Source organism: Streptomyces sp. NPDC005955, assembly GCF_042871255.1.
Lineage (GTDB): Bacteria > Actinomycetota > Actinomycetes > Streptomycetales > Streptomycetaceae > Streptomyces.
Genome location: NZ_JBIAIF010000003.1, coordinates 419,219 through 445,730, shown reverse-complemented (window position 1 = coordinate 445,730; position 26,512 = coordinate 419,219). Strand labels below are relative to the sequence as shown.

The following is a 26,512-nucleotide window of genomic DNA, read 5'->3' as shown; positions in this document are numbered from 1 at the left end:
CTTCAGGATAGGCAGGGAATCGCCCCCGTGAAACCCGCCCCTCTACGCCAATTCGCCAGTCAGAACCCGTCGTGGCGGTTCGGCCCGCTGAGGCGTCCATTCCCCGACGGGCAGTCCGTCATGCCGGACCGTCTCCCTCGATCATACGGCGAGTGGCGCCCGATCGGGTGGCCGGTGGCGTACTCCATGTGCTGCTGCGTTCCTGATCAGCGGCATCCCGGCCAGGAGCTCAGGCGTCCGCGGGGTCCTGACGGGCTCCGAGCAGGTGCAGCTGGGTGGCCACCGAGTGGAAGGCGGGCAACTCGGCGGCCGCCGCCTCCAGCCGCAGCAGGGCGTCCAACGCTCCCGGCTCGGTGTCCACGAGGACGCCGGGGACCAGGTCGGCGAAGACCCGCACGCCGTGCACGGCGTCCACCCGGACGCCCGAGGCGGTCACCAGTTCGGTGAGCTGTTCGGTGGTGAAGCGACGGGGCACGGGATCGCTGTCGCCCCAGCGCCCGTCGGGGTCGCCCAGGGCCCGGCGGGCCTCGGTGAAGTGGCCGGCGAGGGCCCGGGCGAGGACGGCGCCGCCGACGCCCGCCGCGAGCAGGCTGAGCACGCCGGCGGGGCGCAGGGCGCCGATCGTGTTGCGCACCCCCTCGGCGGGGTCGTCCACGTACTCCAGCACTCCGTGGCACAGCACCGCGTCGTAGCCACCGCGCTCGACGACGTCGAAGAGGCCGTGGGCGTCCCCCTGGACGCCCTGGACCAGGCCGTCGACACCGGCTTCCGCGGCCCGGCGCTCCAGGGCGAAGAGGGCGTTCGGGCTCGGGTCGACGACGGTCACCCGATGGCCGAGCCGGGCGACGGGCACGGCGAAGTTGCCGCTGCCGCCGCCCGTGTCCAGGACGTCGAGCACCTCGCGTCCCGTGGAGGCGGCCCGCTGGTCGAGGGCGTCCTTCAGCACGTCCCAGACCACGGCGGTACGGAGAGAGGCGCGGGGGCGCATCGGGTCCGACACTGCAACTGACTCCTCGGCACGGCACCGCCCGTCCTGCGGCGGTAGCGATCGGGTGGGCCTCGCGCTGTCCCGGCCGGGCACGGGGCCCGGGCGTGTGCCCGGCGAAGCTTCAGGTCGTCCCACCCTATTGCCTCGCCGCGGCACCGGGCCGCCGCCCCGCGTCCGTCCCGCGCCTGCCGCCGCCGGGGGCGTCAGACGGCGTCCGGCACGGCGGGCGGCTCCCGGTCCCCGGGCGCACCGGGGCGGTGCCGGGGACGGGGCACCGGCTGGAGCACCAGCATGCGTTCGACGAGCCTGAGGAACATCGCGGCGTCCCGCAGCAGGTCATCGGCGTCCCTGGGGCTCGCCGCGTCCTTGATCCCGGCCTCGGCACGGGCCCGGCGGGCGGCGCCGGAGGCGAACAGCGCACTCCACTCGGTCAGCTCCGGGGCGATCTCCGGCAGGACCTCCCAGGCGCTCCGTATGGGGGCCCGGCGCCGGGCGGGCGGCTCGGGGCGGCCCCGGGCGGCGAGGACGGCCGCCGCGGTGCGCAGGGCGGCCAGGTGCGCGGTGGCGTAACGCTCGTTGGGAGTGGTGAGGGCGGCGGCCTCGGCCAGCCCGGCGCGGGCCTTGGCGAGCATGTCGAGGGCGGCGGGCGGGGCTCCGGTGCGGCGCGGCACGGGGTGCACGTCGCCGGCGGGACCGGTCGGCGAAGGGGCGGGGCCGGCGGCGACGTGGCGGAGTGCGGCGGCTGCCGCGGGGGAACTGGCCATGACGAGCCTCCTGTCGTCAGTTGACAACACTGGTGCCGTTATGTGCCCCATCGTGGAGTACGCCACTGACAATGCGGGCTGACCTGCGGTTCCTTGCCGGTTTGGGCGCGGGCGGACCATCGGGATAGTTTTTGAACTGACCAGTCAGTTCAAAAGTGCTCGGAGGGGAACGGTGGACGGAGCCGCGGTGACGGCGGACCGGCTGGGGGTCAAGGGACCCCGGGGCTGGGCCTTCGAAGGGGTCGGGGTCGATGCGCCGCCGGGTTCGCTGGTGGTGGTCGAGGGCCCGTCCGGGTCGGGCCGCACCTGCCTGCTGTTGGCGCTCACCGGGCGGATGCGGACCTCCGCGGGCCGTGCCGAGGTGGCCGGCCTGCGGCTGCCGAAGCAGTCGGCCGCGGTCCGCCGGATCAGCGCCCTCGCCCACGTTCCCGGGGTCGCCGACCTGGACCCGGCGCTCACCGTCGACGAACACCTGCGGGAACGGGCGCTGCTCCAACGGCGGTTCGGCGGCTCCCTGCGGTCGCTGCTGCGTCCGCGCGCCGACCGGGCGGCCGAGACCCGTCGCCGGATCGACGGCGCGCTCACCGCCGCGGGCCTCGACCCCGAGGCCCTGCCCAAGGGGGCGCGGACCGCGGTGCGGGACCTCGAACGGCTGGCGGCGCTGCGTCTGTCGGTGGCCCTGGCCCTGATCGGACGGCCGCGGGTGCTGGGCGTCGACGACCTGGACCTCAAGTTGTCGGACCGTGAGCGCGCGGCGGCCTGGCGGCTGTTGCGGGACCTCGCCGCCGAGGGGCTGACCGTCCTCGCGGTGTGCAGCGAGGCGCCCCGGGACCGGGGGGACGCCGGGGACGTGATCGTCGTGACGACGGCGCCCGCCCCGCAGGAGCAGGAGGAGTGCGATGCGTCCGCCTAGGCTCGCCGTGCTGGAACTGCGACGGTTCGGCCGGGGACGGCTCCCGCGCGCGGCGCTCGTCGCGGTGCTGTTGCTGCCCCTGCTGTACGGGGCGCTGTACCTGTGGTCGTTCTGGGACCCGTACAGCCGCATGGACCGCGTGCCGGTCGCCCTGGTGAACGAAGACGAAGGCGGCACCGCCACCACCTCCGCCGGGGAACGGATCGCGGTGGGCGACGAGATCGCCGGGAGACTGCGGGAGAGCGGCGCGTTCCAGTGGCACGAGGTGGACGCCCGGCAGGCGCGGGAGGGCGTGGCGGACGGCAGGTACTACCTCTCCCTGACGATCCCCGCCCGCCTCAGCGAACGGATCGCCGGCGGCGCCGGGGACTCCCCCGCGGCGAGCGCCCTGAAGGTGCGCACCAACGACGCCAACAACTACCTGGTCGGGCAGTTGTCCCGCTCGGTGTTCGCGGAGGTGCGTCGGGCGGCCTCCGCCGATGCGTCCCGCCAGTACCTGGACCGCATGTTCGTCTCGTTCTCGGACCTCCACGGGGAGGCCGAACGGGCGGCCGGCAGCGCCGACGCGCTCGAAGGCGGGATCGGGAAGGCCAAGCAGGGCGCCGAGGACCTCGCGGACGGCCTTCGGGACGCCAAGGACGGCAGCGGCGACCTCGCGGGCGGTCTGGGGAAGCTCACCGGCGGGGCCCGCACCCTGGAGACGGGGACCCGGGACATCGCGGACGGGACCCGAGCGCTCGTGGACGAGGTCAGCGGGGCGGCCGAGCGGGTGCGCCCGTTCCTCAAGGACGACGGGCGCCGCGTCGAGGACACCGCGCGGGCGGTCGCCGGGGCGGCCGGCACCCTGCGCGAACACCTGGAGGCGGTCGTGACCACGGCCCCCGCGGCCCGGACGGGCACCCGGGAGGCCGCCGACGCCCTGGACTCGGTGTACGAGCGCCGGTGCGCAGCACCGGGCGCGCCGACGGCCGCCGGCGCTCCCCCGGCCGCCCCGCAGGGGACGTCCGGACCGCAGGACGCCCCGGGCCCGCAGGAGTCCTCCGCCCCGGCGCCGGACGCGACGCCGCAGGCACCGCGGGCACCCGGCCCCGACGCCTCCTGCGCCGACCTCAAGAAGGCACGGGACGAGTCGGCCAGGGCCGCCCGGCTGGTGGCGGAGGTCGACACGGTCGTCACCGACCACCGGGGCGACACCACCGCCCTGGAGAAGGACCTCGCCACGCTCCAGACCCAGGCCGAGGCCCTGGCGGACGCGGCGCCGACCCTGAGCAAGGACCTGGACGGCGCGGTCACCGGGGTGACCGCGCTCGACGAGGGCGCCCAGAAGGTCGCCGACGGCGCCGCGGACCTCCAGCTGGGGCTCACCGCGGCGGCCACCGGCTCCGCCGACCTGGACGCCGGCGTGGAACGTCTGAAGACCGGCGCCGGTGATCTGGACGGGGGCCTGTTCCCCCTGGTCGACGGCGTGCACGCGCTGGCGAGCGGGCTGCACGACGGGGCGGGGAAGATCCCCGACCACTCCGCCGACGACCGCGACCGGCGCACCGAGGTGATGGCCGATCCGGTGCGGCTGGCCGCCGAGTCGGTCCACCGGGCGGCCAACTACGGCACCGGCTTCGCGCCCTACTTCATCCCGCTCTCCCTGTGGGTGGGCGCGATGGTGGCGTACATGGTGGTCGCACCGCTCAACCGGCGGGCGCTGGCGGCCGGGGCACCCGCCTGGCGCGTCGCGCTCGCGGGCTGGCTGCCGGTGGCCGCGCTGGGGGCGCTCCAGACGGGCGCCCTGATGTCGGTGCTGCACTGGGGGCTGGGACTCCAACTGGCCCGTGCGGCGGGGACCGTGGCCTTCCTGCTCCTGGTCACGGGGTGCTTCGCGGCGATCGTCCAGTGGCTCAACGCCCGCTTCGGCGCGGCCGGGCGCATCCTGGTCCTGGCGATGCTGATGCTCCAGCTCACCTCGGCGGGCGGCACGTACCCGGTGCAGACCAGTCCGGGGTTCTTCCAGGCGATCCACCCGTTCCTGCCGATGACCCACGTGGTGGCGGCCCTGCGGCGGCTGATCACCGGCGGAGACGTGGGCCCGGTGTGGCAGGCGTGCGCGGTGCTCCTCGCCTTCACCGCGGGGGCGCTCGCACTGACCGCGCTGACCGCCCGCCGGCGCCAGTCGTGGACCCTGGACCGGCTCCACCCGGAGCTCAGCCTGTGAGACCCGGGGCCGAGCCTGTGAGAATCGACGCCATGCAGAGCAGCACCCGACGTCAGGCGACCCGTCAGAAGCTGTACGAGGCCGCCGTGACCCTGATCGCCGAGCAGGGGTTCTCGGCAACGACCGTGGACGAGATCGCCGAACGGGCCGGAGTGGCCAAGGGGACGGTGTACTACAACTTCGCCAGCAAGTCGGTCCTGTTCGAGGAACTGCTCCGGCACGGCGTGGGACTGCTCGCCGCGTCCCTGCGGGACGCCGCCGACGGCTCCAGACGCGCCGGCGGCAGCAACGTCGACGCGTTGGACGCGATGGTCCGGGCCGGGCTCGTCTTCATCGAGCGCTACCCGGCCTTCACCCAGCTGTACGTCGCGGAGCTGTGGCGCACCAACCGGGCCTGGCAGTCCACGCTGATGGTGGTGCGCCAGGAGGCCGTCACGGTCGTCGAGGACGTGCTGCGGGCCGGCGTCGAGGCGGGTGAGCTGAACGGTGAGATCGATGTCCCGCTGACGGCTTCGGCGCTGGTCGGGATGGTGCTGGTGGCGGCGCTGGACTGGCAGTCGTTCCAGCCCCAGCGGTCCTTGGACGACGTCCACGCGGCGTTGTCCCGGCTGCTCCAGGGGCGGGTCGCCGGCGGCTGACGGGGAGCGCGCCGCTCCGGCGGGGCTCATCCCCCTGAGCCCTCGCCGCAGCGGCGCGTTCCCCGTCGCTCCCGTCGCCCGGTCAGTCCCGTGACCGGGCGGACGGGTTCCCGGCCTGAGCCGCGGTCGAGGGCTGCGGCCGCTCCGCCGCCCCGTGTCGGCGGTGCGGTCCGCGGTGTCCCTCTCCCGTGCCCTCACTCTTCCGGGTCCGGGGGCCGCTTCCATCCGTACGGGTACTCAGGTGGCCCTCTGAGTACCCGTACGGACCCCGGGCGGCCACGACCGGCGGTCCCCGGGCGCGTGGCGGGGCTGTCAGTGGCGGCGGATAGGGTCGCGGCATGGGACGGATTGCGGTGATCGGCGCGGGCATGGGCGCCATGGCTGCCGCCGCGCGGCTGGCCGTGGCGGGCCACCGCGTGGTGGTCTACGAGCGCGGGGAGACGTACGGCGGGGCGCTGGGCCGCTTCGAGCGGGACGGCTTCTCGTTCGACACCGGGCCCGGACTGCTGCTGTTGCCCGCCGTGCAGCGCGACCTGTTCGTCAAGACGGGCAAGGAACCGCTGGAGAGTCGCGTCGAGCTGTGCCAGGTGGAGCCCGCGGTGCGGCACGTCTTCGCGGACGGCACGGTGGTGTCCCTGCCGAACGCGTCCCGCGCGGGCGTCGCCGAAGCCCTGGACGCGGCCCTCGGCGGGGGCGCGGGCGACCGGTGGGCCGCCTTCGTGAACCGGGCCCGGGACGCCTGGGACCGGTCCCGCCGTCCGCTGCTGGAGGAGCCCCTGTGGCCCAACTGGCAGGTGTTGGCCGAGCGGGAGCCGTATCCGGCGCGCCCCGTCAGGCGGCTGCTGCGCCGGGACCGGACGGCGACGACGGTCCGGGAGATCGCGGAGCTGGAGTTGGCGGGCGAACCGCGACTGCGGGCGCTGCTGGAGTGCCACCCCCTGGCCTGGGGGCTCGATCCGCGCACGGCCCCGGCGAGCGCCGCGGTCCTGCCCTATCTGGAGCAGACGTTCGGCGTCTGGTCGGTGGGCGGCGGGATGCGCGCCCTGGCCCGTGCCGTGTACGAACGCTGCACGGCCCGTCGGGTGGAGTTCCGGTTCGGCACGGCGGTGACCCGGATCCTGGCGGCGGACGGCCGCGCGGCGGGCGTCGAGCTGGCCGACGGCACGGTGGTCGAGGCGGACCATGTGGTCGCCGGGGTGGCACCGCCCGTACTGGCCTCGCTGCTGCCGGACACCGAATTGCGCGCTGCGGGTGACGTACCGCCCCGGCCGGGCGGTGCGAGCCGGCTCACGGTCTTCCTGGCACTGCGCGGGGCACGCCCCGAGGGCACCGCACACCGCACGGTGGTCCACTCGACGGATCCGGAGGGCGAGTTGGACGCCCTGTTCGGCGCCGTGCCCGGTCTGCCCGCGCACCCGACGGTGGAGGTGCTGCGCACGGGCGACCCGGCGGGCGCACCGGACGCGGAGCACGAGGCGGTGACGTTGACGGCGACCGTCCCGGCGCTGGGCAGCGGGGGAGACAGCGCGCTCGTCGAGCACCGTCGGGCGGCGGAACGGATGGTCGAGTCGGCCGGTCGGGCCGTGCCGGACCTGCGGGAGCGGCTGCTGTGGCAGGAGGTGCGCACCCCCGCGGACGTGGCGGTGGCCACCGGGGTACCGGACGGGGCGGTGCCCGGCCCGGCGCTCGCGGCGGCCGGGGGGCGGCTGCTGCACCAGGCGAACAGCACCCGGTTGCCGGGGCTGTTCCTGGTCGGCGGGTGGTCGCACCCGGGCGGCGGGCTGCCGCACGCGGGCATGTCGGGCGCGCTGGTCGCCGGACTCGTCGTCGAGGGGCCGGAGTTCCGCGGCTCCCAGTGACGGGCGGTCACCGGGGCGCGGGACGCCGGGCGGTCAGTAGCGGTACGGCTGACGCTCGTCGTGACCGGGGTCGTAGACGCCCTGGCCGTCGTCCGACTGCGGATACGGGTACGGGTAGGGCTGTGCGTCCGGGAAGTCGTCGCCGTAACTGCCGTCGGCGGCCGTGGTGCGCTGCTGGGGGACCCAGACCCCACCGGGCGGCGTCTCCTGGTAGCCCGCGCCGTACGGGTCCTGGCCGGGTGCGGGCTGGGCGTAGGGGTCGTGCGGGGCGCCCCCGTACGGCGGGGCGGCGGTCGGGTAGGGGTCCGCGTAGGCGGCGTACTGCTGTTGCCCCTGGTCGTAGCCGTAGTCCTGTCCGGGGCCGGGGTGGGCGTCGTGGCCGAACCCCTGATCCGGGCCGCCCGGGCCGCCCTGGCCGTGCGGGGTGGGCCCGGGGTCGCCGTACACGCCGTACTGGCCGGTGTCGTCCGGCATCGGCTCGGGCGCGTAGACCTCGGTGGGGTGGTCGGGGCCCGTGGCCCCGGGGGCGAAGGCGTCCGCGTCGAAGACCGGCCCGATGGTGGTGGCGGCGTTCGCGAAGGCGGCGTCGGAGGGGTACCCGCCCGTCTCCTCCATGCCGGACACCTGGAGCGTGGGCTCCTGTCGTCCCTCGGTCTCCGTCTTGCGGCGCTTGCTGGCGCCCGGCCGGCCGCCGATCGCCCAGCCCGTGGAGAAGCCCTTGCGGAAGGACATGGTCACGTACGTCTGCCCGATGGCGAAGGCGATCGCGCCGATCCCGATGACCACGACCGACGAGACGACGACGCCGATGACCACGCCCAGGAAGCCGCAGAAGGCCAGCAACCGCCAGCGGAGCCTGGCCTTGTACTGCAACAGCACTTCGCCCAGCAGCCACAGCGCGACGACGCCGAACGCGATGTAGAGGACCGCCCAGCCCATGTACGCCCCTCTCGTGCGGTCGGCGCCCCACCGCGCACGACCGATCTAGACCTGCGTGTGGTGCAGCCCCAGATTCTCGTAGATTTCCAGCGTCGCGGTCGAGTTGTTGAGCGTGATGAAGTGCAGCCCGGGAACGCCCTCGTCCAGCAGCCGCGCACAGAACTCGGTCGCGAACGCGATTCCCATGGAGCGTACAGCGGCGGGATCGTCCCGCGCGGCGAGGATGCGGTCTTTCAGCTCGGCCGGGAAGGCGGCGTTGCTGAGCTGGGACAGCCGTTCGAGCTGTCTGACGTTCGTGACCGGCATGACCTCGGGAATGACGGGCGTGTCGCACCCGGCCGCGACCACCCGGTCACGCAGCCGCAGATAGGACTCGGGGTCGAAGAACATCTGGGTGATGGCGTAGTCGGCGCCCGCCCGACACTTGTCGACGAAGTGCCGGATGTCCGCGTCCCAGTCGGGGGAGCGCGGGTGCATCTCCGGGAAGGCGGCGACGCCGACGCAGAAGTCCCCCGACTCCTTGATGAGTCGGACGAGTTCGGCCGCGTAGGTGAGGCCCTGCGGGTGCGGCACCCAGGCGCCCATGGGGTCGCCGGGCGGGTCGCCGCGGACGGCGAGCATGTTGCGGATGCCGGCGTCGGCGTACTGGCCGATGATGTTGCGCAGCTCCGCGATGGAGTGGTCCACCGCCGTGAGGTGGGCGACGGGGGTCAGGGTGGAGTCGGAGGCGATCTGCTCGGTGGCCCGGACCGTGCCCGCGCGGGTGGAGCCGCCGGCACCGTAGGTCACCGAAACGAAGCTCGGCGCGACGGCCTCGACGCGCCGCAGCGCGTTCCAGAGGTTCCGTTCGCCCTTCGGGGTTTTCGGTGCCCAGAACTCGAACGAGTACGTCGTTTTACCCGATGCGAGCATGTCACGGACCGTGCGCGCGCGATCCGTCCTGGTGGAAGCTGTCCCAAGGGCCATACGGGCAGGTTAGCCACGCCGGGGCCGTCCCCCAACCGGGCGAGGGACAAATCCGACGAAAGACCCCCGCGGTGTCCACCCCTCGGACACTCTCCGTCCTCAGAGTGGGCGGAGCGGGGGCCGGGGTCTACGGGTTCCGCAGCCGGCGCGCGAATTCGGCGGCTGCCGCGCCCGGGTCGGTGGCCTCGGTGAGGGCCCGGACGACGACCACCCGACGGGCCCCTGCCTCGATGACCTGGTCGAGGTTGCCCAGGTCGATGCCGCCGATGGCGAACCAGGGCCGCTCGGGGCGCAGCCCGGCGGTGTGGCGGACCAGGGCAAGCCCCGGGGCGTGCCGTCCCGGCTTAGTGGGGGTGGGCCACACCGGGCCCGTGCAGAAGTAGTCGGCGCCCGGTTGCCGGGCCGCTGCCTGCGCCTCCTCGTCGGCGTGGGTGGAGCGGCCGATCAGGACGTCCTCGCCGAGGATCGCCCGGGCGGCGGGGACCGGGAGGTCGCCCTGGCCCAGGTGGAGCACGTCGGCGCCGATGGCGTGGGCGACGTCCGCCCGGTCGTTCACCGCGAGCAGCTTGCCGTGCCGCCGGCAGGCGTCGGCGAACACCCGCAGGTGGTCCAGTTCCTCGGCGGCCTCCATGCCCTTGTCGCGCAGTTGCACGACGTCCACGCCGGACGCGAGGACGCGGTCGAGGAACTCCGGGAGGTCGCCCTGGCGGGTGCGGGCGTCCGTGCAGAGGTAGAGGCGCGCGTCGGCGAGCCGGGCGCGGCGCGTGGGAGTGGAATCTGCCATGGCGGTACTGGTCCCCCCGTGGACGGTGCGGTGGTGCGTGGGCGGTCCGCGCAGGACGGCGCACGCCGAGCAGGACGCGCCCGATCAGGGGCGCGGGGAACTGCGCGCGAAGCCACCGCGCACCCCCACCGAACAGCGCACCGCAGGCGGGCGTACGGAGGGAACGCGGCGTACCGCGCAGGTGAGTACGGTGCGCGGACCACCTCGGGTCCGCGCACCGACGGCGTCGGCCGCTCAGTCGGCGGCGGGTGCGCGGCTCAGACGGCGAGCGCCTGCGCGCGGCGCTTCACCTCCGTACCGCGGTTCTCACTCAGGGCCTGGGCGGGCGTGCCCGGCAGGCTGGGGTCGGGGGTGAAGAGCCATTCGAGCGTCTCTTCGTCCGTGAAGCCGTCGTCCCGCAGGAGCGTCAGGGTGCCGCTGAGGCCCTTGACGACCTTGTCGTCGTCGATGAAGGCCGCGGGTACGTGCAGGGCCCTGTTCTCGCCGCGGCGCACCGCGATCAGCTGGCCCTCCTTGACGAGCTGCCGAACACGGGTCACCTCCACGCCGATCCGCTCGGCGATGTCCGGGAGGGTCAGCCAGGCGGGGACGAGAGCATCAATCTTTGCGTCAATCTCGGTCACGTACCCAAGCCTGCCACTTCCTTCTGACATCGGAAAAGCGGCCCGCTGCCGGTGGGGCCGGTCGGCCCCACCGGCGGCCCGCCCCGACGGGTCAGCGGACGGCCGACTTCAGGGGGCGCGCGGGGTCCACCAGCAGCCCGGTGTCGAGCACCGCGCCGGACTCGATCAGCTTGCGGCCCTGGGCCAGGTCGCGGGGGCGCCCCACGGCCAGCAGCGCCACCAGCCGCCCGCCGCGCAGCCAGCACACCGACCAGGCGGCACCCGAGGGCTCCCCGCGCCAGACCACCGTGTCGGCGCCTTCGTGGTGGCCCGCGTACTGGACGAAGCGCCCGAACTGCTCGGACCAGAAGTACGGCACCGGGTCGTACACCGCGGGCACCTCGCCGACGATGCCGGCGGCGACCGTGCGCGGGCCCTGGAGCGCGTTGTCCCAGTGGTGCACCAGCAGGCGTTCGCCGTACCGGGCGGAGGGGAAGGAGGCGCAGTCGCCGACCGCGTAGACGTCGGGCACCGAGGTCCGCAGGTGGTCGTCGGCGAGCACGTCCCGGTGCGCGCCGAGCGCGATCCCGGAGCCGGCGAGCCAGTCGGTGGCGGGGCGGGCGCCGATGCCCACCACCACCGCGCCCGCGGGCAGCACGCTGCCGTCGTCCAGGACCACTTCGCCGGGCTGCACGCGGACCACGCGCGCCCGGGTGCGCAGGGTGGCCCCGGCCTCCGCGTACCAGTCGGTCATGGGGGCCGCGACCTCGGCCGGCAGGGCGCCCGCGAGCGGCCGGTCGGCGGCCTCCACCACGGTCACCGCGCAGCCCGCCTCACGGGCGGCCGTCGCGAACTCGGCGCCGATCCAGCCGGCGCCCACCACCACGACGTCGTGTTGGTCGGCGAGCACCGGGCGCAGCCGCTCCGCGTCGTCCAGGGTGCGCAGCAGGTGCACCCCGGGGACGCCGTCCGCGCCCGGCAACCGGACCGGTTCGGCGCCGGTCGCGATGACCAGCGTGTCGTACGGGACGGGTCCGGCCTCGGTGTCGAGTGCGTGGTCGTCGGGGCGGACGCCGGTGACCTCCAGGCCGAGCCGCAGGTCGATGCCGAGCGCCGCGAAGTCCACGTCGAAGGCGGAGTCCTCGGCCTTGCCCAGGAGCACGGCCTTGGACAACGGCGGCCGGTCGTAGGGCTGGTGGGGTTCGGCGCCGATCAGGACGACCGGTCCGGCGAAGCCCTGTTCGCGCAGGGCCACCGCGGTCTGCACCCCGGCCATGCCCGCGCCCGCGATGACGACGCCCGGTGGCCGGTCAGCCGTGCCACCCGGTTCGGCCGTCGCGGTCGACCGGCCCGCCGCGCCCGTCTCCGTCACCCCGGACACCCCGGACACCCCGGACACCCCGGCCGTCTCCGTCGCCCCGGTCGTCTCGTCCGTTTCGACTGCCGCGGCTGTCTCTTCCGGCCCGGCTGCCCCGGCTGTCCTGGCTGTCCTGGCCGTCTCGTCTGTCTCTTCTGTCTCGTCTGGCATGTCGCCCTCGTCCGCCTCGTCGGGTGGTGGGGCCGTCGGCCGGCATCCGGCTGTCCCCGGTCGTCACCCTAGACACCCGGACGCCGGCTCAGTCGGCGGTCGGTCCCGGCTCGGGCGGTGTCTCCTCCACCACGCTCGTTCCCCGCCCCTCGCGCGACTCCCACTCCCAGGTCTCCAACAGCCGCACCCGCCCGTCCGGCAGGGCGACCACCCGGGACGCGCAGTGTCCGGATGCGGTCGTCCCGTCGGTGCGCAGTTGGACGTACCGGAAGTCCAGCCGGTCCCCGGTGCGGGTGCCGACGAGGTGGCCGCGGACCACCTCGCCGCCCGCGTAGTCGGCCCAGACCACGCCGTCGCGCTCGTGGTAGGCGAAGCGGGTGCGGGTGCCGACCTGGCCGGGCGCCTGGTCGGCCACGGGTACCAGGACCCGTCCGTCGAGCGAGGGCGCGGCCGGTGCGTCGGGGCGGTGCGGCTGGTCGGGCACGGGACACGACTCCCTTACTGGGGTGCGGGGCATCGGGTTAGGGTGGCCAACGTAACTCGCGGGAGCCCGGACGCACCGGGCTGAGAGGGAGGCTGACCGGCCTCCGACCGTACGAACCTGATCCGGGTCATGCCGGCGAAGGGAGGAGCGGAGCACCCATGTCTCGTTCAGCGGACGTCCTGGTGGTGGGCGGCGGGATCATCGGTCTGGTGACGGCCTGGCGGGCCGCCGGGCGCGGTCTGAGCACCGCACTGGCGGACCCCGCGCCGGGCGGCGGCGCCGCGCAGGTGGCGGCCGGGATGCTCGCCGCGGTCACCGAACTGCACCCCGGCGAGGAGCAGCTCCTCGCCCTCAACACCGCCTCGGCCCGGGCCTATCCGGCGTTCGCCGCCGAACTGTCCGAGGTCACCGGGGCGGACCTCGGCTACCGGCGCTGCGGCACCCTCGCCGTCGCCCTCGACGCCGACGACCGGTCCCAGCTGCGGGAGTTGCACGCCGTGCAGACCGCGGCGGGGCTGACGCCACAGTGGCTCAACGGTCGGGAGTGCCGGCGGCTCGAACCGATGCTGGCCCCGGGCGTGCGCGGCGGGCTGCGGGTGGACGACGACCACCAGATCGACCCGCGGCGACTGGCCGCGGCCCTGGTCACCGCCTGTGCGTCGGCCGGTGTGGTCTTCCACCGGCAGCGGGTCGAACGTCTGGTCACCCGCCGGGAGCGGGCCTCGGGCGTCCTGCTCGCCGACGGCACCGAGCTGGCGGCCGGGCAGGTCGTGCTCGCCGCGGGCAGTCTCAGCGGACGGCTCGCGGGCGTCCCCGAGGAGGTCCTGCCTCCGGTACGACCGGTCAAGGGACAGATCCTGCGGCTGCGGGTGCCGCCCGGCCTCGGCCCGTTCCTGAGTCGGACCGTGCGGGCGGTGGTGCGCGGCGGACAGGTGTACCTGGTGCCGCGCGAGGACGGTGAGCTGGTCCTCGGAGCCACCAGCGAGGAACTGGGCTGGGACACCACCGTCACCGCGGGCGGCGTGTACGAACTGCTGCGGGACGCCCACGAGCTGGTCCCCGGCATCACCGAGCTGCCGCTCGTCGAGACCCGTGCGGGGCTGCGGCCCGGCTCGCCCGACAACGCCCCCCTGCTCGGCCCCACCGCACTGGACGGGCTGCTGCTGGCCACCGGCCACCACCGCAACGGCGTGCTGCTCACCCCCGTCACCGGGGACGTGCTGGCCCACGCCCTGGTGCACGGTGAACTGCCGGACGCCGCACGCCCCTTCACCCCCCTCCGGTTCGCCCGCCTCCCCCAGGAGCAGCCCGCATGAGCGCGTCACCCGCCCCCGGGTCCACGACCCTGAGCGTCACCCTCAACGGCGAGCACCGGGAGGTCTCCCCCGGGACGACCCTCGGCGACCTCGTCGCCTCGCTCACCACCGCGCCCGGCGGAGTGGCCGCGGCCCTCAACGAGACCGTCGTCCCGCGCACGGGCTGGCCGCGGGTCGTGCTCGCGGACGGCGACCGCGTCGAGGTCCTCACCGCGGTCCAGGGAGGCTGACGTGGCCGACGACCCCTTCGTCCTCGGCGGGCGGAGCTACGGCTCCCGGTTGATCATGGGCACCGGCGGCGCCCCCAGCCTCGACGTGCTGGAACGCTCGCTGGTGGCCTCCGGCACCGAGCTGACCACCGTCGCGATGCGTCGGGTCGACCCGACGACCGCCGGCTCGGTGCTCTCCGTGCTGGACCGGCTCGGCATCCGGGTGCTGCCCAACACCGCGGGCTGCTTCACCGCCGGGGAGGCGGTGCTCACCGCGCGGCTGGCCCGGGAGGCGCTCGGCACCGATCTGGTCAAACTGGAGGTCATCGCCGACGAGCGGACCCTGCTGCCCGATCCCGTCGAGTTGCTGGACGCCGCCGAGATCCTCGTCGACGACGGTTTCACCGTCCTGCCGTACACCAACGACGATCCCGTCCTGGCGCACAAGCTGGAGGACGTGGGGTGCGCGGCGGTGATGCCGCTGGGCTCGCCCATCGGCTCCGGGCTGGGCATCCGCAATCCGCACAACTTCGAGTTGATCGTGGAGCGGGCGGGGGTCCCGGTCATCCTGGACGCGGGGGCCGGGACCGCCTCGGACGTGGCGCTGGCCATGGAGCTGGGCTGTGCGGGGGTGATGCTCGCCTCAGCGGTGACCCGGGCCCGGGTGCCGGTGCTGATGGCCGAGGCGATGCGGCACGCCGTGGAGGCCGGCCGCCTCGCCCACCGCGCCGGGCGCATCCCCCGGCGCTTCTTCGCGCAGGCCAGCTCGCCCGCCGCGGGGCAGGCCCGGCTGGACCCGGAGCGCCCCGCGTTCTGACCCCGCTACGGGGCGCGGACCGTCCGGGGCGCGCCCCCCGGGTCGGCACGCCCCCACTGCGCCGGCTCTTAGACTGCCTCCGTGGACACTTCGCTTCAGGACCCGCTGCTCGGGCACGTGCTGGACGCCCGCTACCGGGTGGACGCGAGGATCGCCACCGGCGGCATGGCCACGGTGTACCGCGCCCTGGACATCCGGCTGGACCGGGTGGTCGCCCTGAAGGTGATGCACCCCGCCCTCGCGGTGGACGCGGGCTTCGTGGAGCGGTTCATCCGCGAGGCGAAGTCGGTGGCCCGGCTCTCGCACCCGAACGTGGTCGGCGTCTTCGACCAGGGCGCCCAGGGCGCCTACGTGTACCTCGCGATGGAGTACGTGCCCGGCTGCACGCTGCGGGACGTGCTGCGGGAACGGGTCGCACTGCGCCCGCGGGCCGCCCTGGACGTCCTGGAGTCGGTGCTCGCCGCCCTCGGCGCGGCGCACCGGGCGGGTCTGGTCCACCGGGACATGAAGCCGGAGAACGTCCTGATCGGCGACGACGGCCGGGTCAAGGTCGCCGACTTCGGGCTGGTCCGCTCGGTGGACTCCCGGACCGGTTCGACCGGTCCGGTGCTCGGGACGGTGGCGTACCTCGCGCCGGAGCAGATCGAGGACGGCGCGGCGGACACCCGGGTGGACGTGTACGCCTGCGGGATCGTGCTCTACGAGATGCTGACCGGCGGCAAGCCCCACACCGGCGACACCACGGCGCAGGTCCTCTACCGGCACGTCAACGAGGACGTCCCGGCCCCTTCGGCGGCGGTCCCCGGGACGGCCGTGGAACTGGACGAGCTGGTCGCCGCGGCGACGGCCCGCGACCCCCGGCTGCGTCCGCGCGACGCGGTGGCGCTGCTCGCGGCGCTCCGGTCGACCCGGGCCGCCCTCACCGAGGCGCAGCTCGACGCGGTCCCGCCGGGGGCCGACGAGGCGGCGCACGACGGCGCCGAGGACCGGACCAGCGTCATCCCCCGGGCGCTCGACATACCCCGCCCGCTGCCGGTGAACGAGGACGGTCCCGACGACGTCCAGCGCACCGCGTTGCTGGGGAGTCCGGTACCCGTGCGGTCCCGGTTCGGGGGCCTCCTGCGCACCGGTCGGCCGCCGCGCCGGGCGGTGGCCGGGCTCGGGGCCCTGCTGCTGGTCCTGCTGGCCGGGATCGGCGTCTGGTACATCAACTCGGGACAGTTCACGAAGGTCCCCGCGCTGCTCACGCAGACCGAGGCGGAGGCCCGGGAGCGGCTCACGGACGCGGGGCTGGACGTCGGGGACGTCCGGCGGGAGTACAGCGACACCAACCGGCGCGGCACGGTGATCGCCACCGACCCGACCGTCGGGTCCCGCATCCGCGGCAACGGCAGCGTCGGGCTGACGGTGTCGCTGGGGCCGCAGACCGTGCGGGTGCCCGATGTGACGGACCGCACGTTGGCCGTGGCGCGCAAGGAGATCACGGCCGCCGGGCTGGAGCCGGGGATGGTCACCGACGCCTTCGACACCACCGTCCCGCGGGGCGAGGTGATCAGCACCGACCCCGCTGCGGGTACGGAGCGCCGGGCGGGTTCGGCCGTGGCGCTCACCCTGAGCAGGGGCGCCCCGGTGGAGGTGCCCGAGCTCGAAGGGAAGGGCCTCAAGGCGGCGCAGGAGGCGTTGGCGGAGCTCGGGCTGAAGTCGGAGATCGCGCCGGAGCGGGTCACCGCGAAGGTGCCGGCGGGCGAGGTGGCCCAGCAGTTCCCCCGGGCGCGGTCCGAGGTCGCCGAGGGGGACACGGTCACGCTGACGCTGTCCGAGGGGCCGGAGATGATCGAGGTGCCGGACGTGGTCGGGGACGGCGTGGACGACGCGCGGCAGACCCTGGAGGCGGCCGGGTTCGAGGTGAAGGTGGACCGGGGCATCCTCGGGCTGTTCGGGGACACGGTGGACGAGCAGTCGGTGGCCGCCGGCGAGGAGGCCCCCGAGGGCTCGGAGATCACCCTCCACATCGGCTGACGGGCCGCGCTCCCCTCCCCCGCGCAGACGGGCCGGGCCGGGACCGGGGCGGGCGGCGTTCGGGAGCCGCGCTCGCGCGTGCCACCCTGGCGGGGTGACAGTCACCCCGCTCCGCAACCCCGTCGGCGGCCACGTCCCGGTCGCCGGGGGCCTCGCCTCCACCGGTCTCGCGTACGCCCGTGAGATGGGCGCCGAAACCGTTCAGGTCTTCGTCGCCAATCCGCGCGGCTGGGCCACTCCGCCCGGCAACCCCCGGCAGGACGAGGAGTTCCGCGCGGTCTGCGCCGCCGAGGGCGTTCCGGCGTACGTGCACGCCCCCTATCTGATCAACTTCGGCTCGCACACGGAGGCGACCGTCGACCGCTCGGTGGAGTCGCTGCGGCACTCGCTGCGCCGGGCCCGGGCGATCGGGGCGCTGGGGGTGGTGGTGCACACGGGGTCGGCGACCGGCGGCCGGGAGCGTGCGGTGGCCCTGGCGCAGGTGCGCGAGCGGATGTTGCCGCTGTTGGACGAACTGACGCACGAGGACGATCCGTTCCTGCTGTTGGAGTCGACGGCCGGTCAGGGGTCCTCGCTGTGTTCCCGGGCGGAGGACTTCGGACCGTACTTCGAGGCGCTGGACTCCCATCCGATGCTGGGGATCTGTCTCGACACGTGCCACATCTTCGCGGCCGGGCACGACCTGGCCGGTCCGGGCGGGATGGACCGGACCCTGGACGCGTTGGTGGGGACGGTCGGCGCGGGACGGCTGAAACTGATCCACGCCAACGACTCCCAGGAGGGCGTCGGTGCCCGCAAGGACCGGCACGCCAACATCGGGGCCGGCCACATCGGGGAGGATCCCTTCCGTGCCCTGCTGGCGCATCCGGCGACCGAGGGCGTGCCCCTGGTCATCGAGACTCCCGGCGGCCCGAGCGGGCACGCGGACGACGTGGCGCTCCTCCAGAAGATCAGGGACGGCCTGCCCACCCCCTAGGGGTGGGTGCGGCGCCACTGAGACGGTACGCGCTTTCCGTGGGATCCCATGAGGCGGCTCCGGACCCGAGGGCCGGCGTCGGCCGGTGTCAGAGCTCGGGGCCCTCGCCGGGCTCCTCCTGGTACGAGTAGCGCTGTTCCCGCCAGGGGTCACCCACGTTGTGGTAACCGCGTTCTTCCCAGAAGCCCCGTCGGTCCGCGGTCATGTACTCGACGCCCCGCACCCATTTGGGGCCCTTCCAGGCGTACAGGTGGGGCACCACGAGGCGCAGCGGGAACCCGTGTTCCGCGGTGAGCGGCTCACCGTCCTTGTGCGTGGCGAAGATCGCGTCCTCGACGGCGAAGTCGGACAGCCGCATGTTGGAGCTGAAGCCGTACTCTGCCCAGACCATCACATGGGTGACGTTCGCGGCGGGCGGTGCGAGGTCCAGGACCGTCCGGGCCGGCACCCCGCCCCACTCGGCACCGAGCATGCTGAACTTGGTGACGCAGTGCAGATCGGCCACGACCGTGGTGTACGGGAGCGCCGAGAACTGCTCGTGGTTCCAGCACTGCTTGTCGCCGTCGGCGGTCGCGCCGAAGACCCTGAACTCCCAGCGTTCGGGGCGGAATCTGGGCACCGGACCGTAGTGCGTGACGGGCCATCCGCGTTGGAGTCGCTGCCCCGGCGGTAGCTGCGGCTGCGCCGCCTGTGGAGATTCGCTACCGACCGGTTGACCCATGACTCCATCCTGACAGACCGGGTAGGTGTTCATGACCAGGTCAGGCCCGGTGGGGGCAACTCCTACTAAGGAGGCACTTACTGGACGGCCTCGGAATCACGGTGCGAGGATGCGGCCACCGAACCGGTCCCCACCTGGAAGGAGCCTCTGCGATGCAGGGCGACCCCGAGGTCATCGAGTTCCTGAACGAACAGCTCACGGGTGAGCTGACCGCGATCAACCAGTACTGGCTGCACTACCGCATCCAGGACAACAACGGCTGGACCAAGCTCGCGAACTACACGCGGTCCGAGTCCATCGACGAGATGAAGCACGCGGACCGCCTCACCGAGCGCATCCTCTTCCTGGACGCCCTGCCGAACTACCAGCGGTTGTTCCACGTCCGGGTCGGTCAGACGGTGACGGAGATGTTCCAGGCCGACCGACAGGTCGAGGTGGAGGCCATCGACCGACTGAAGCGCGGCATCGACGTGATGCGCGCCAAGGGCGACGTCACCTCGGCCCGGATCTTCGAGGACATCCTCCAGGACGAAGAGCACCACATCGACTACCTGGACACCCAGCTGGAGCTGATCGAGAAGCTCGGCGAGCCGCTGTACCTGGCCCAGCAGATCGAGCAGCCGAGCAGCTGACCCCGACGGGTCACGGCCGCCCGACGACCGTCCGAGACCCCTCCCCAGGCCGTCCCGGGGCCGTCCACGACCCGCCAGCGACGTGGAGAAACGGTCAGGCGGCTTCTTCGAGTCCTGCGACACGCCCGCCGGAACGCGGGACTCCGATCTTCGCGAGGGCGGGCTCACCCTGCTCCACCAGCGCCCGACGGGGACACGTGCCCCGGCCGAGCAGTGCCTGGATGCTCCGGACGCAGGAACCGCAGTCCGTGCCCGCCTTGGAGGCGGAAGCGATCTGACGCGGGGTGCAGGCCCCGTCCGCCGCGTGTTGACGCACCTGGGCTTCGGTGACACCGAAGCAACTGCACACGTACACGCGGTCACCTCCCCGGTGGAATCGCTCGGGACCGGCGCGAGCCGATCGCTGGTGCCGTCCCGAGATTTCGGTGAGGCTTGCCTAACCTTACCCGTCCCGCGGGTGACGTAAAAGTCCCGGACGTGCCGATGGGGCGCGGATCACAGCATCCACGCCCCATCGGTACACATCCGGGCAAGATCACCCGACTTCCACGGCCACGGGCCTACTGGTCGCGGTACATCTCCGCCACCAGGAAGGCCAGGTCCAGCGACTGGCTGCGGTTGAGCCGCGGGTCGCAGGCCGTCTCGTAGCGCTGGTGGAGGTCGTCGACGAAGATCTCGTCGCCGCCGCCCACGCACTCGGTGACGTCGTCGCCGGTCAGCTCCACGTGGATGCCGCCCGGGTGGGTGCCCAGGCCCTTGTGGACCTCGAAGAAGCCCTTGACCTCGTCCAGGACGTCGTCGAAGCGACGGGTCTTGTGACCGGAGGCGGCCTCGAAGGTGTTGCCGTGCATCGGGTCGGTGACCCAGGCGACGGTGGCGCCGGAGGCCGTGACCTTCTCGACGAGGTTCGGCAGCTTGTCGCGGACCTTGTCGGCGCCCATCCGGACGATGAACGTGAGCCGGCCGGGCTCACGGTCGGGGTCCAGGCGGTCGATGTAGGTCAGCGCCTCGTCGACGGTCGTCGTCGGGCCCAGCTTGATGCCGATCGGGTTGCGGATCTTCGACGCGAACTCGATGTGCGCGCCGTCGAGCTGCCGGGTGCGCTCACCGATCCACACCATGTGGCCGGAGGTGTCGTACAGCCGCCCGGTGCGGGAGTCGACCCGGGTGAGGGCGCCCTCGTAGTCGAGCAGCAGCGCCTCGTGGGAGGCGAAGAACTCGACCGTCTTGAACTCCTCGGGGTCCGTGCCGCAGGCCCGCATGAAGTTCAGCGCGTTGTCGATCTCGCGCGCCAACTGCTCGTAGCGCTGGCCGGACGGCGAGGACTTCACGAAGTCCTGGTTCCAGGCGTGCACCTGGCGCAGGTCCGCGTAACCACCGGTGGTGAAGGCGCGGACGAGGTTCAGCGTGGAGGCCGACGCGTGGTACATCCGCTTGAGGCGCTGCGGGTCCGGGACCCGCTCCTCCTCGGTGAAGGCGAAACCGTTCACCGAGTCGCCGCGGTACGTCGGCAGGGTCACGCCGTCGCGGGTCTCGGTGGGCTTGGAGCGCGGTTTGGAGTACTGGCCCGCGATCCGGCCGACCTTCACCACCGGCACCGAGGCGGCGTAGGTGAGGACGGCGCCCATCTGGAGCAGGGTCTTGAGCTTGGCCCTGATCTGGTCGGCGCCGACCGCGTCGAACGACTCGGCGCAGTCCCCGCCCTGGAGCAGGAACGCCTCGCCCTTGGCGACCGCGGCCAACCGGGCGCGCAGTTGGTCGCACTCACCGGCGAAGACCAGTGGCGGATAGCTTTCGAGGTCGGCGATCACATCGCGCAGAGCCTCGGCATCCGGGTACTCGGGCTGCTGCGCCGCGGGCAGGTCGCGCCAGGTGGGCCCGGCGTCGACGGACTGGGATTCAGCGTTCACGGTCACCTCCCCAACATTACGGGGTGACCGGGGGTGTCCATCCGTCCGCTCATCTTTTGAGACGCACATCGCAGATGAGCGCGGGATGCGCCGCCGGAGCGCGGGCGGGTCGGAACCCGGCGGGGAGGATCGTGTGCCGGGGCACCGGCGCATCGGGTAGGGTGCCCGGCATGTTCGTGCACTCGACCCGTAGCTGGTGGTGGACCGCTCATCCGGCGGCCCACTGACTGCGCGTACCCGAGATCACGCGAAGGCCGCCCGAGGGGCGGCCTTCCTGCTTTTCCGGGGCCGTTCCCTCCGCTCCGCCACCGGGCACCGCCCGGCCGGCGCCCGCCAGGGAAGGAACCGATCACCCGTGGACCTCAACCGTCTGCTCGACCCCCACTCCCCTCCGTTCGCACTGCTGCGCCGCCGCACCCCGGGCCGCGACCACGACACCGTCGAGGTGCTGATCGGCCCGGTCGTCCACCACGAGCGGCTCGCCGACATCCCGGACGGGCTGGCCCTCGTCCCGTTCCGCCAGATCCGCGAACGCGGCTTCGACGTGCGCGACGACGGCACCCCGCTCGCGGTACTGGTCCCCGAGGAGTCGTACGAGGTGCCCCTCGCCGAGGCGCTGGCCGCACTGGCCGCGCTGGCCGGGGAGCCGGTGCAGGTCCTGGACGGCGGCTTCGACGTCAGCGACGAGGAGTACGCGGGCATCGTGGAGCGGGTGCTGCGCGACGAGATCGGCCGGGGCTCGGGCGCCAACTTCGTCATCCGGCGCACCTACACCGGTCGCGTCCCCGGCTTCGGACGGGCCGGGGCGCTGGCCCTGTTCCGGCGGCTGCTGCTCGGGGAGGAGGGCGCGTACTGGACGTTCGTGGTGCACACCGGTGAGCGCACCCTGGTCGGGGCCAGCCCCGAGGTGCACGTGCGGATGAACGGCGGCACCGTCGTGATGAACCCGATCAGCGGGACGTACCGCTACCCGGACGAGGGGCCCACCCCCGAGGGGCTGCTCGACTTCCTCGCCGACGGCAAGGAGATCGAGGAGCTGTCGATGGTGGTGGACGAGGAACTCAAGATGATGTGCACGGTCGGCGACCGCGGCGGGGTGGTGGTCGGGCCGCGGCTGCGGGAGATGTCCCATCTGGCGCACACCGAGTACGAGCTGCGCGGCCGGTCCTCGCTCGGGGTCCGCGAGGTGCTGCGGGAGACGATGTTCGCGGCGACGGTGACCGGGTCGCCGGTGCAGAACGCGTGCCGGGTGATCGAGCGCTACGAGCCGGCGGGGCCGGACGGCAGCGGCCGCGGGTACTACGCCGGGGCCCTGGCCCTGGTCGGGCGGGACCCGGGGGGCGCGCAGACCCTGGACTCGCCGATCCTCATCAGGACCGCGGACATCGGCGCCGACGGAACGCTCAAGGTGCCGGTCGGGGCGACCCTGGTGCGCGGTTCGGACCCCCGGGGCGAGGTCGCGGAGACCCATGCCAAGGCCGCCGGGGTGCTCACCGCCCTCGGGGTGCGGCCGGGCCCCGCGCACCGCGGCACGGTGCGGGGCGCGCTGGCGGACGACCCCCGGGTGCGGGAGGCCCTCGCCGGGCGGCGGGCCGCACTGGCGCCGTTCTGGCTGCGGATGCAGGAGCGCTCCGACGCGCTGGCGGGGCACGCCCTGGTGGTGGACGGCGAGGACACGTTCACCGCGATGCTGGCGCACCTGCTGCGGTCCGCGGGCCTGGAGGTCACGGTCCGCCGCTACGACGAACCGGGGCTGCGCGCCGCGGTGCTCGCCCATCCGGGTCCCGTGGTGCTGGGCCCCGGTCCGGGGGACCCCTCGGACCCGGCGGACCCGAAGATGCGGTTCCTGCGGGAGCTGGCCGCCGAGCTGATCCGCCGCCATCCGTACGGGGTGCTCGGGGTGTGCCTGGGGCACGAGCTGATCGCGGCGGAACTGGGGCTCGCCGTCGTCCGCAAGGAGGTCCCGTACCAGGGGGCGCAGACGGCGGTCGACCTGTTCGGGCGGACCGAGACCGTCGGCTTCTACAACAGCTTCGTCGCCCACTGCGACGCGGACGCCGCCCTGGAACTGGCCGCGCACGGGGTGGAGGTCAGCCGGGACGCGCGGGGCGAGGTGCACGCACTGCGCGGGCCCGGGTTCGCGGGCGTCCAGTTCCACCCCGAGTCGGTGTTGACGCTGCGCGGGGCGGCGATCGTGCGGGAGTTGGCCGGTCAGCTGTTGGGCGATGCCGGGACCAGGACGTTCCCGCTGCGGCGGCCGGCGAGGTAGTCGAGCACGTTGGAGGCGGTGGTGTCCACGATCTGGGCCACCGCGTCCACCGTGTAGTACGCCTGGTGGGAGGTCACCACCACGTTCGGGAAGGTGACGAGGCGGGCCAGGACGTCGTCCGGGACGGCTTCCAGGGACTTGTCGAGGAAGAACAGGCCCGCCTCCGCCTCGTACACGTCCAGGCCGACACCGGTGAACCGGCCCGCCCGCAACTCCTCCACCAGGGCCTTGGTGTCGATCAGGCCGCCCCGGCTGGAGTTGACGAGGATCGCGTCGTCCTTCATCGTCCGCAGCGCCGACGCGTCGATCAGGTGCTGGGTGTCCGCGAGGAGCGGGACGTGCAGGCTGATCAGGTCCGCCTCGGCGAACAGCCGGTCCTTGTTGACGTACTCCATGCCGAGGGCGGCGCAGGCCGGGTTCTCGGCGACGTCCCAGCCGAGCAGCCGCATCCCGAAGCCGTGGGCGATCCGGGCGAACGCCTCGCCGATCTTGCCGGTGCCGATCACCCCGGCGGTCCGACCGTGCAGGTCGCGGCCCATCAGCCCGTCGAGACGGAAGTCGAAGTCGCGGGTGCGGTTGCTCGCCCGGACGATGCGGCGGTTGACCGCCATGGCGAGGGTCCAGGCGAACTCGGCGACCGCGTACGGGGAGTAGTACGAGACCCGCGCCACGGTCATGCCGAGGCGTTCCGCGACGTCGAGGTCGATGTTGTTGAAGCCGGTGGAGCGCTGGGCGATCATCTGGGTGCCGCCGGCGGCGAGCGTCTGGAGCACCCGGTGCCCCAGGTCCGCGTTGACGCTGGTGGAGACGACCTCGTAGCCGGCCGCGATCGGGGCGGTGTCCTCGTTGAGGAAGACGTCCAGGCAGCGGGCCTCGTGCGGGGCCTCGAAGGCGGCTTCGATCAGGGGCTTCTCGTCGGCTTGTACGCCGAAGGCGAGGATCTCCACGAGGGTCCCTCCAGGTGCGGGGCGATCGGGTGCCGGTTCGGAATATACGCGGGGCCGCCGGGCGGGGCCCGGTGACCGCCCCCCTGGTGGAGGCCCACCCGGGGGGGGCGGTCACCGACGGTCAGTCGTCGAGTCCGCGCTCGATCGCGTAGCGGACGAGTTCCACCCGGTTGTGGAGCTGGAGCTTGCCGAGGGTGTTCTGCACGTGGTTCTGGACGGTCCGGTGCGAGATGACCAGGCGTTCGGCGATCTGCTTGTAGCTGAGTCCCTTGGCGACCAGCCGCAGCACCTCCGTCTCCCGGTCGGTCAGCCGCGGGGCGCCCGGCTCGTCGGACGCGGTGGACGGGGGCTCGGCGGCCAGCCGCCGGTACTCGCCGAGGACCAGTCCGGCGAGCCCGGGGGTGAACACCGCGTCGCCGTCGGCGGTGCGGCGGACCGCGTCGATCAGTTCCTCGGTGGACGCCGACTTGAGGAGGTAGCCGGTCGCCCCGGACTTCACCGCCTCCAGGACGTCCGCGTGCTCACCGCTCGCCGACAGCACCAGCACCCGGAGCGCGGGGTTGTCGGCGACGACCTCCTTGCAGACCTGGACCCCCGGCTTGGCGGGCAGGTTGAGGTCGAGGACGACCACGTCGGGGGCGGTGGCCCGGGCCCGGCGGACCGCCTGTTCGCCGTCGCCGGCGGTGGCGACCACCTCGAAGCCGGCTCCGGCGAGGTCCCGGGCGACGGCGTCCCGCCACATCGGATGGTCGTCCACGACCATGACCTTGATCGTCACCGGTCTCCCGGTCGTGTCCTGCGTCATCGTGCCGCCCTCCCCCGGGTGCCGTCCCTCGGCACCCTCAGTTCCACTTCCGTGCCCTGGCCCGGTACGGAGTACAGCTCGGTCGTACCGCCGATGTCCCGCAGCCGTCCGCGGATCGACTGGGCCACGCCGAGACGCCCTTCGCCCTCGGCCCGCTCCAGTCTGCCTTCGGGAATGCCGGGACCGTCGTCACGGACCGTCACGATCACCGCGTCCGGTTCGTCCTCGATCAGGATCCAGGCCCGCGCCCCCTCGCCCGCGTGCCGCCGCACGTTGTCCATCGCGGCGCCCACGGCCGCGGCCAACTCCCGTGCCGTCGCCGGTGGGAGGAGGACCGGCGCGCCGGGGTCCGAGAGGGTCACCAGGGCGCTCGCGTGCCCGCTGAGCAGGTGCCGCAGGTCGTGCGGTCCTTCGTCGTCGGGAGCAGCGGGGCCGGGAGGGTTCGCGGGATCGCCGGGGTCGTCGACGGCCCGCACGAAGGCGCCGTCGGCCGCGTCCCCCGAGGCGCGGGAGGGCAGCCCCTCGGAGACCAGGGTCCGCAGCGCGACCTCCTGTTCCCCCGCCATCCGGCCCAGCTCGGCGGCCTCCCCGCCCAGGGCGTTGCCGCGGCGCTGCACCATCGCGAGGACCTGGAGGACGCCGTCGTGGATGTCCCGGGCGAGGCGTTCGCGCTCCCGGGTGGCCGCTTCGATCTCCAGGGCCCGGGCGAGCGTCGCCTCCGAGGCCCGGGCGACCTCCACGACGTACCCGATGGCGATGGAGGCGACCCACACCAGCAGCACGTTGTGGACGGTGTCCCGGCTGACGGCACCCCGCTGGATGATGTTCGCGACGCCGACCAGCGCGGAGGCGACGGCGGCCCAGCGCCAGCCGCCCTTGAGCGCGAAGGCGAGCACGGCGCCCGCGGTCCATATCGACGGCAGGGTCGGCGAGCCCTCGACGATGCGGTCGGGCGAGGCGGCCAGCGGGGTGAGCAGGATGCCGGTGAGGGCGATGGTCAGGTCCACGAACAGGAACCGCCGGGTGCAGCGGGCCGCCCCGGAGACCTGGTCGAGGGTCGCGGCGGTCCACACCACCAGCACCACGTAGTACGCGATGGCGACCCAGGGCCGGGCGAAGGTGTCGTACATCGACACGAACACGCCGATCGCGTACAGCGCGGTGAGCACGCGGTACCCGGTGAGGGCGCGCCACAGCGGTTGTTCGACCGACATGCGTGT

General features: G+C 73.7%; 26 protein-coding genes and 1 riboswitch. Of the genes, 12 read left to right on the top strand and 14 right to left on the bottom strand.

Annotated elements, in window-relative coordinates:
• Positions 1-229: 229 nt before the first annotated feature.
• Positions 230-1,000 carry a methyltransferase gene (locus ACFYOU_RS10455; protein ID WP_391304687.1) on the bottom strand — a complete coding sequence of 257 codons (771 nt, stop codon included), beginning with the start codon at positions 998-1,000 and terminating at the stop codon, positions 230-232.
• Between the two features lie 191 nt (positions 1,001-1,191).
• The gene (locus ACFYOU_RS10450) at positions 1,192-1,752 is read right to left on the bottom strand and encodes an SAV_6107 family HEPN domain-containing protein (protein ID WP_391304685.1); all 561 of its coding nucleotides are present in this window, start codon (positions 1,750-1,752) and stop codon (positions 1,192-1,194) included.
• Between the two features lie 172 nt (positions 1,753-1,924).
• Here ACFYOU_RS10450 and ACFYOU_RS10445 point away from each other — a divergent pair, with 172 nt between their 5' ends.
• From ACFYOU_RS10445 to ACFYOU_RS10430, 4 genes are all read left to right on the top strand, one after another.
• Positions 1,925-2,665: an ATP-binding cassette domain-containing protein gene (locus ACFYOU_RS10445; protein ID WP_391304683.1), complete on the top strand. Its 741-nt coding sequence runs from the start codon at positions 1,925-1,927 to the stop codon at positions 2,663-2,665.
• Positions 2,652-4,871 (top strand): YhgE/Pip family protein, encoded by a 2,220-nt coding sequence (locus ACFYOU_RS10440; protein WP_391304681.1) that lies wholly within the window; start codon positions 2,652-2,654, stop codon positions 4,869-4,871. The genes ACFYOU_RS10445 and ACFYOU_RS10440 overlap by 14 nt, the downstream gene beginning before the upstream one ends.
• A 32-nt stretch (positions 4,872-4,903) precedes the next feature.
• Positions 4,904-5,509, top strand: coding sequence for a TetR family transcriptional regulator (locus tag ACFYOU_RS10435; protein WP_391304680.1), 606 nt, complete (start codon positions 4,904-4,906; stop codon positions 5,507-5,509).
• Between the two features lie 338 nt (positions 5,510-5,847).
• Positions 5,848-7,368, top strand: coding sequence for an FAD-dependent oxidoreductase (locus ACFYOU_RS10430; RefSeq protein WP_391304677.1), 1,521 nt, complete (start codon positions 5,848-5,850; stop codon positions 7,366-7,368).
• A 33-nt stretch (positions 7,369-7,401) separates the two neighbouring features.
• On the opposite strand, the gene ACFYOU_RS10425 is transcribed toward ACFYOU_RS10430, so the two are convergent.
• The 6 genes from ACFYOU_RS10425 to ACFYOU_RS10400 form a co-directional block, all read right to left on the bottom strand.
• Entirely contained in the window at positions 7,402-8,307 is a 906-nt protein-coding gene (locus ACFYOU_RS10425; RefSeq protein WP_391304675.1) for a hypothetical protein, read from the bottom strand.
• 45 nt (positions 8,308-8,352) lie between these two features.
• Complete coding sequence (gene metF / locus ACFYOU_RS10420) at positions 8,353-9,273, bottom strand: methylenetetrahydrofolate reductase [NAD(P)H] (RefSeq protein ID WP_389766925.1); 921 nt, start codon at positions 9,271-9,273, stop codon at positions 8,353-8,355.
• Positions 9,274-9,400: 127 nt separating this feature from the next.
• Complete coding sequence (gene thiE / locus ACFYOU_RS10415; protein WP_391304673.1) at positions 9,401-10,057, bottom strand: thiamine phosphate synthase; 657 nt, start codon at positions 10,055-10,057, stop codon at positions 9,401-9,403.
• Positions 10,058-10,314: 257 nt separating this feature from the next.
• On the bottom strand, positions 10,315-10,680 hold the full coding sequence (locus ACFYOU_RS10410) for an Rv2175c family DNA-binding protein (RefSeq protein ID WP_389766929.1): 366 nt from the start codon (positions 10,678-10,680) through the stop codon (positions 10,315-10,317).
• Between the two features lie 91 nt (positions 10,681-10,771).
• Complete coding sequence (locus ACFYOU_RS10405) at positions 10,772-11,935, bottom strand: FAD-dependent oxidoreductase (RefSeq protein WP_391304972.1); 1,164 nt, start codon at positions 11,933-11,935, stop codon at positions 10,772-10,774.
• A gap of 340 nt (positions 11,936-12,275) precedes the next feature.
• Positions 12,276-12,671: a hypothetical protein gene (locus ACFYOU_RS10400; protein ID WP_389766931.1), complete on the bottom strand. Its 396-nt coding sequence runs from the start codon at positions 12,669-12,671 to the stop codon at positions 12,276-12,278.
• Between the two features lie 48 nt (positions 12,672-12,719).
• Positions 12,720-12,833: riboswitch (TPP riboswitch) on the top strand.
• Here ACFYOU_RS10400 and thiO point away from each other — a divergent pair.
• From thiO to ACFYOU_RS10375, 5 genes are all read left to right on the top strand, one after another.
• On the top strand, positions 12,830-13,987 hold the full coding sequence (gene thiO, locus ACFYOU_RS10395; RefSeq protein WP_391304670.1) for a glycine oxidase ThiO: 1,158 nt from the start codon (positions 12,830-12,832) through the stop codon (positions 13,985-13,987). It overlaps the preceding riboswitch by 4 nt.
• Entirely contained in the window at positions 13,984-14,217 is a 234-nt protein-coding gene (thiS, locus tag ACFYOU_RS10390; RefSeq protein WP_389766935.1) for a sulfur carrier protein ThiS, read from the top strand. The genes thiO and thiS overlap by 4 nt, the downstream gene beginning before the upstream one ends.
• Position 14,218: 1 nt before the next feature.
• Positions 14,219-15,013 carry a thiazole synthase gene (locus ACFYOU_RS10385; RefSeq protein WP_391304669.1) on the top strand — a complete coding sequence of 265 codons (795 nt, stop codon included), beginning with the start codon at positions 14,219-14,221 and terminating at the stop codon, positions 15,011-15,013.
• An 81-nt stretch (positions 15,014-15,094) separates the two neighbouring features.
• Entirely contained in the window at positions 15,095-17,032 is a 1,938-nt protein-coding gene (gene pknB, locus ACFYOU_RS10380) for a Stk1 family PASTA domain-containing Ser/Thr kinase (protein WP_391304667.1), read from the top strand.
• 94 nt (positions 17,033-17,126) lie between these two features.
• Complete coding sequence (locus ACFYOU_RS10375; protein WP_391304665.1) at positions 17,127-18,008, top strand: deoxyribonuclease IV; 882 nt, start codon at positions 17,127-17,129, stop codon at positions 18,006-18,008.
• A gap of 88 nt (positions 18,009-18,096) precedes the next feature.
• On the opposite strand, the gene ACFYOU_RS10370 is transcribed toward ACFYOU_RS10375, so the two are convergent.
• Positions 18,097-18,729, bottom strand: a complete 633-nt coding sequence (locus tag ACFYOU_RS10370; protein WP_391304663.1) for a molybdopterin-dependent oxidoreductase — start codon at positions 18,727-18,729, stop codon at positions 18,097-18,099.
• A 152-nt stretch (positions 18,730-18,881) separates the two neighbouring features.
• On the opposite strand from ACFYOU_RS10370, the gene bfr reads away from it, so the two are divergent.
• The gene (gene bfr, locus ACFYOU_RS10365) at positions 18,882-19,361 is read left to right on the top strand and encodes a bacterioferritin (RefSeq protein ID WP_385485635.1); all 480 of its coding nucleotides are present in this window, start codon (positions 18,882-18,884) and stop codon (positions 19,359-19,361) included.
• Between the two features lie 94 nt (positions 19,362-19,455).
• Here bfr and ACFYOU_RS10360 read toward each other — a convergent pair whose 3' ends face one another.
• On the bottom strand, positions 19,456-19,716 hold the full coding sequence (locus ACFYOU_RS10360; protein ID WP_387007243.1) for a bacterioferritin-associated ferredoxin: 261 nt from the start codon (positions 19,714-19,716) through the stop codon (positions 19,456-19,458).
• A gap of 205 nt (positions 19,717-19,921) precedes the next feature.
• Complete coding sequence (locus ACFYOU_RS10355; RefSeq protein ID WP_385485639.1) at positions 19,922-21,277, bottom strand: class II 3-deoxy-7-phosphoheptulonate synthase; 1,356 nt, start codon at positions 21,275-21,277, stop codon at positions 19,922-19,924.
• A 68-nt stretch (positions 21,278-21,345) separates the two neighbouring features.
• Between ACFYOU_RS10355 and ACFYOU_RS10350 the strand changes: the two genes are divergently transcribed.
• Positions 21,346-21,498, top strand: a complete 153-nt coding sequence (locus ACFYOU_RS10350; protein ID WP_391304659.1) for a trp operon leader peptide — start codon at positions 21,346-21,348, stop codon at positions 21,496-21,498.
• A 128-nt stretch (positions 21,499-21,626) separates the two neighbouring features.
• Positions 21,627-23,540, top strand: coding sequence for a chorismate-binding protein (locus tag ACFYOU_RS10345; RefSeq protein WP_391304657.1), 1,914 nt, complete (start codon positions 21,627-21,629; stop codon positions 23,538-23,540).
• On the opposite strand, the gene ACFYOU_RS10340 is transcribed toward ACFYOU_RS10345, so the two are convergent.
• From ACFYOU_RS10340 to macS, 3 genes are all read right to left on the bottom strand, one after another.
• Positions 23,483-24,487: an NAD(P)-dependent oxidoreductase gene (locus ACFYOU_RS10340; RefSeq protein ID WP_391304656.1), complete on the bottom strand. Its 1,005-nt coding sequence runs from the start codon at positions 24,485-24,487 to the stop codon at positions 23,483-23,485. The two genes, ACFYOU_RS10345 and ACFYOU_RS10340, sit on opposite strands and share 58 nt — an antisense overlap.
• 121 nt (positions 24,488-24,608) lie before the next feature.
• On the bottom strand, positions 24,609-25,292 hold the full coding sequence (locus ACFYOU_RS10335; RefSeq protein ID WP_391304654.1) for a response regulator: 684 nt from the start codon (positions 25,290-25,292) through the stop codon (positions 24,609-24,611).
• Positions 25,289-26,506, bottom strand: coding sequence for a MacS family sensor histidine kinase (gene macS / locus ACFYOU_RS10330; RefSeq protein ID WP_391304971.1), 1,218 nt, complete (start codon positions 26,504-26,506; stop codon positions 25,289-25,291). Before macS ends, ACFYOU_RS10335 begins: the two co-directional genes overlap by 4 nt.
• Positions 26,507-26,512 lie beyond the last annotated feature (6 nt).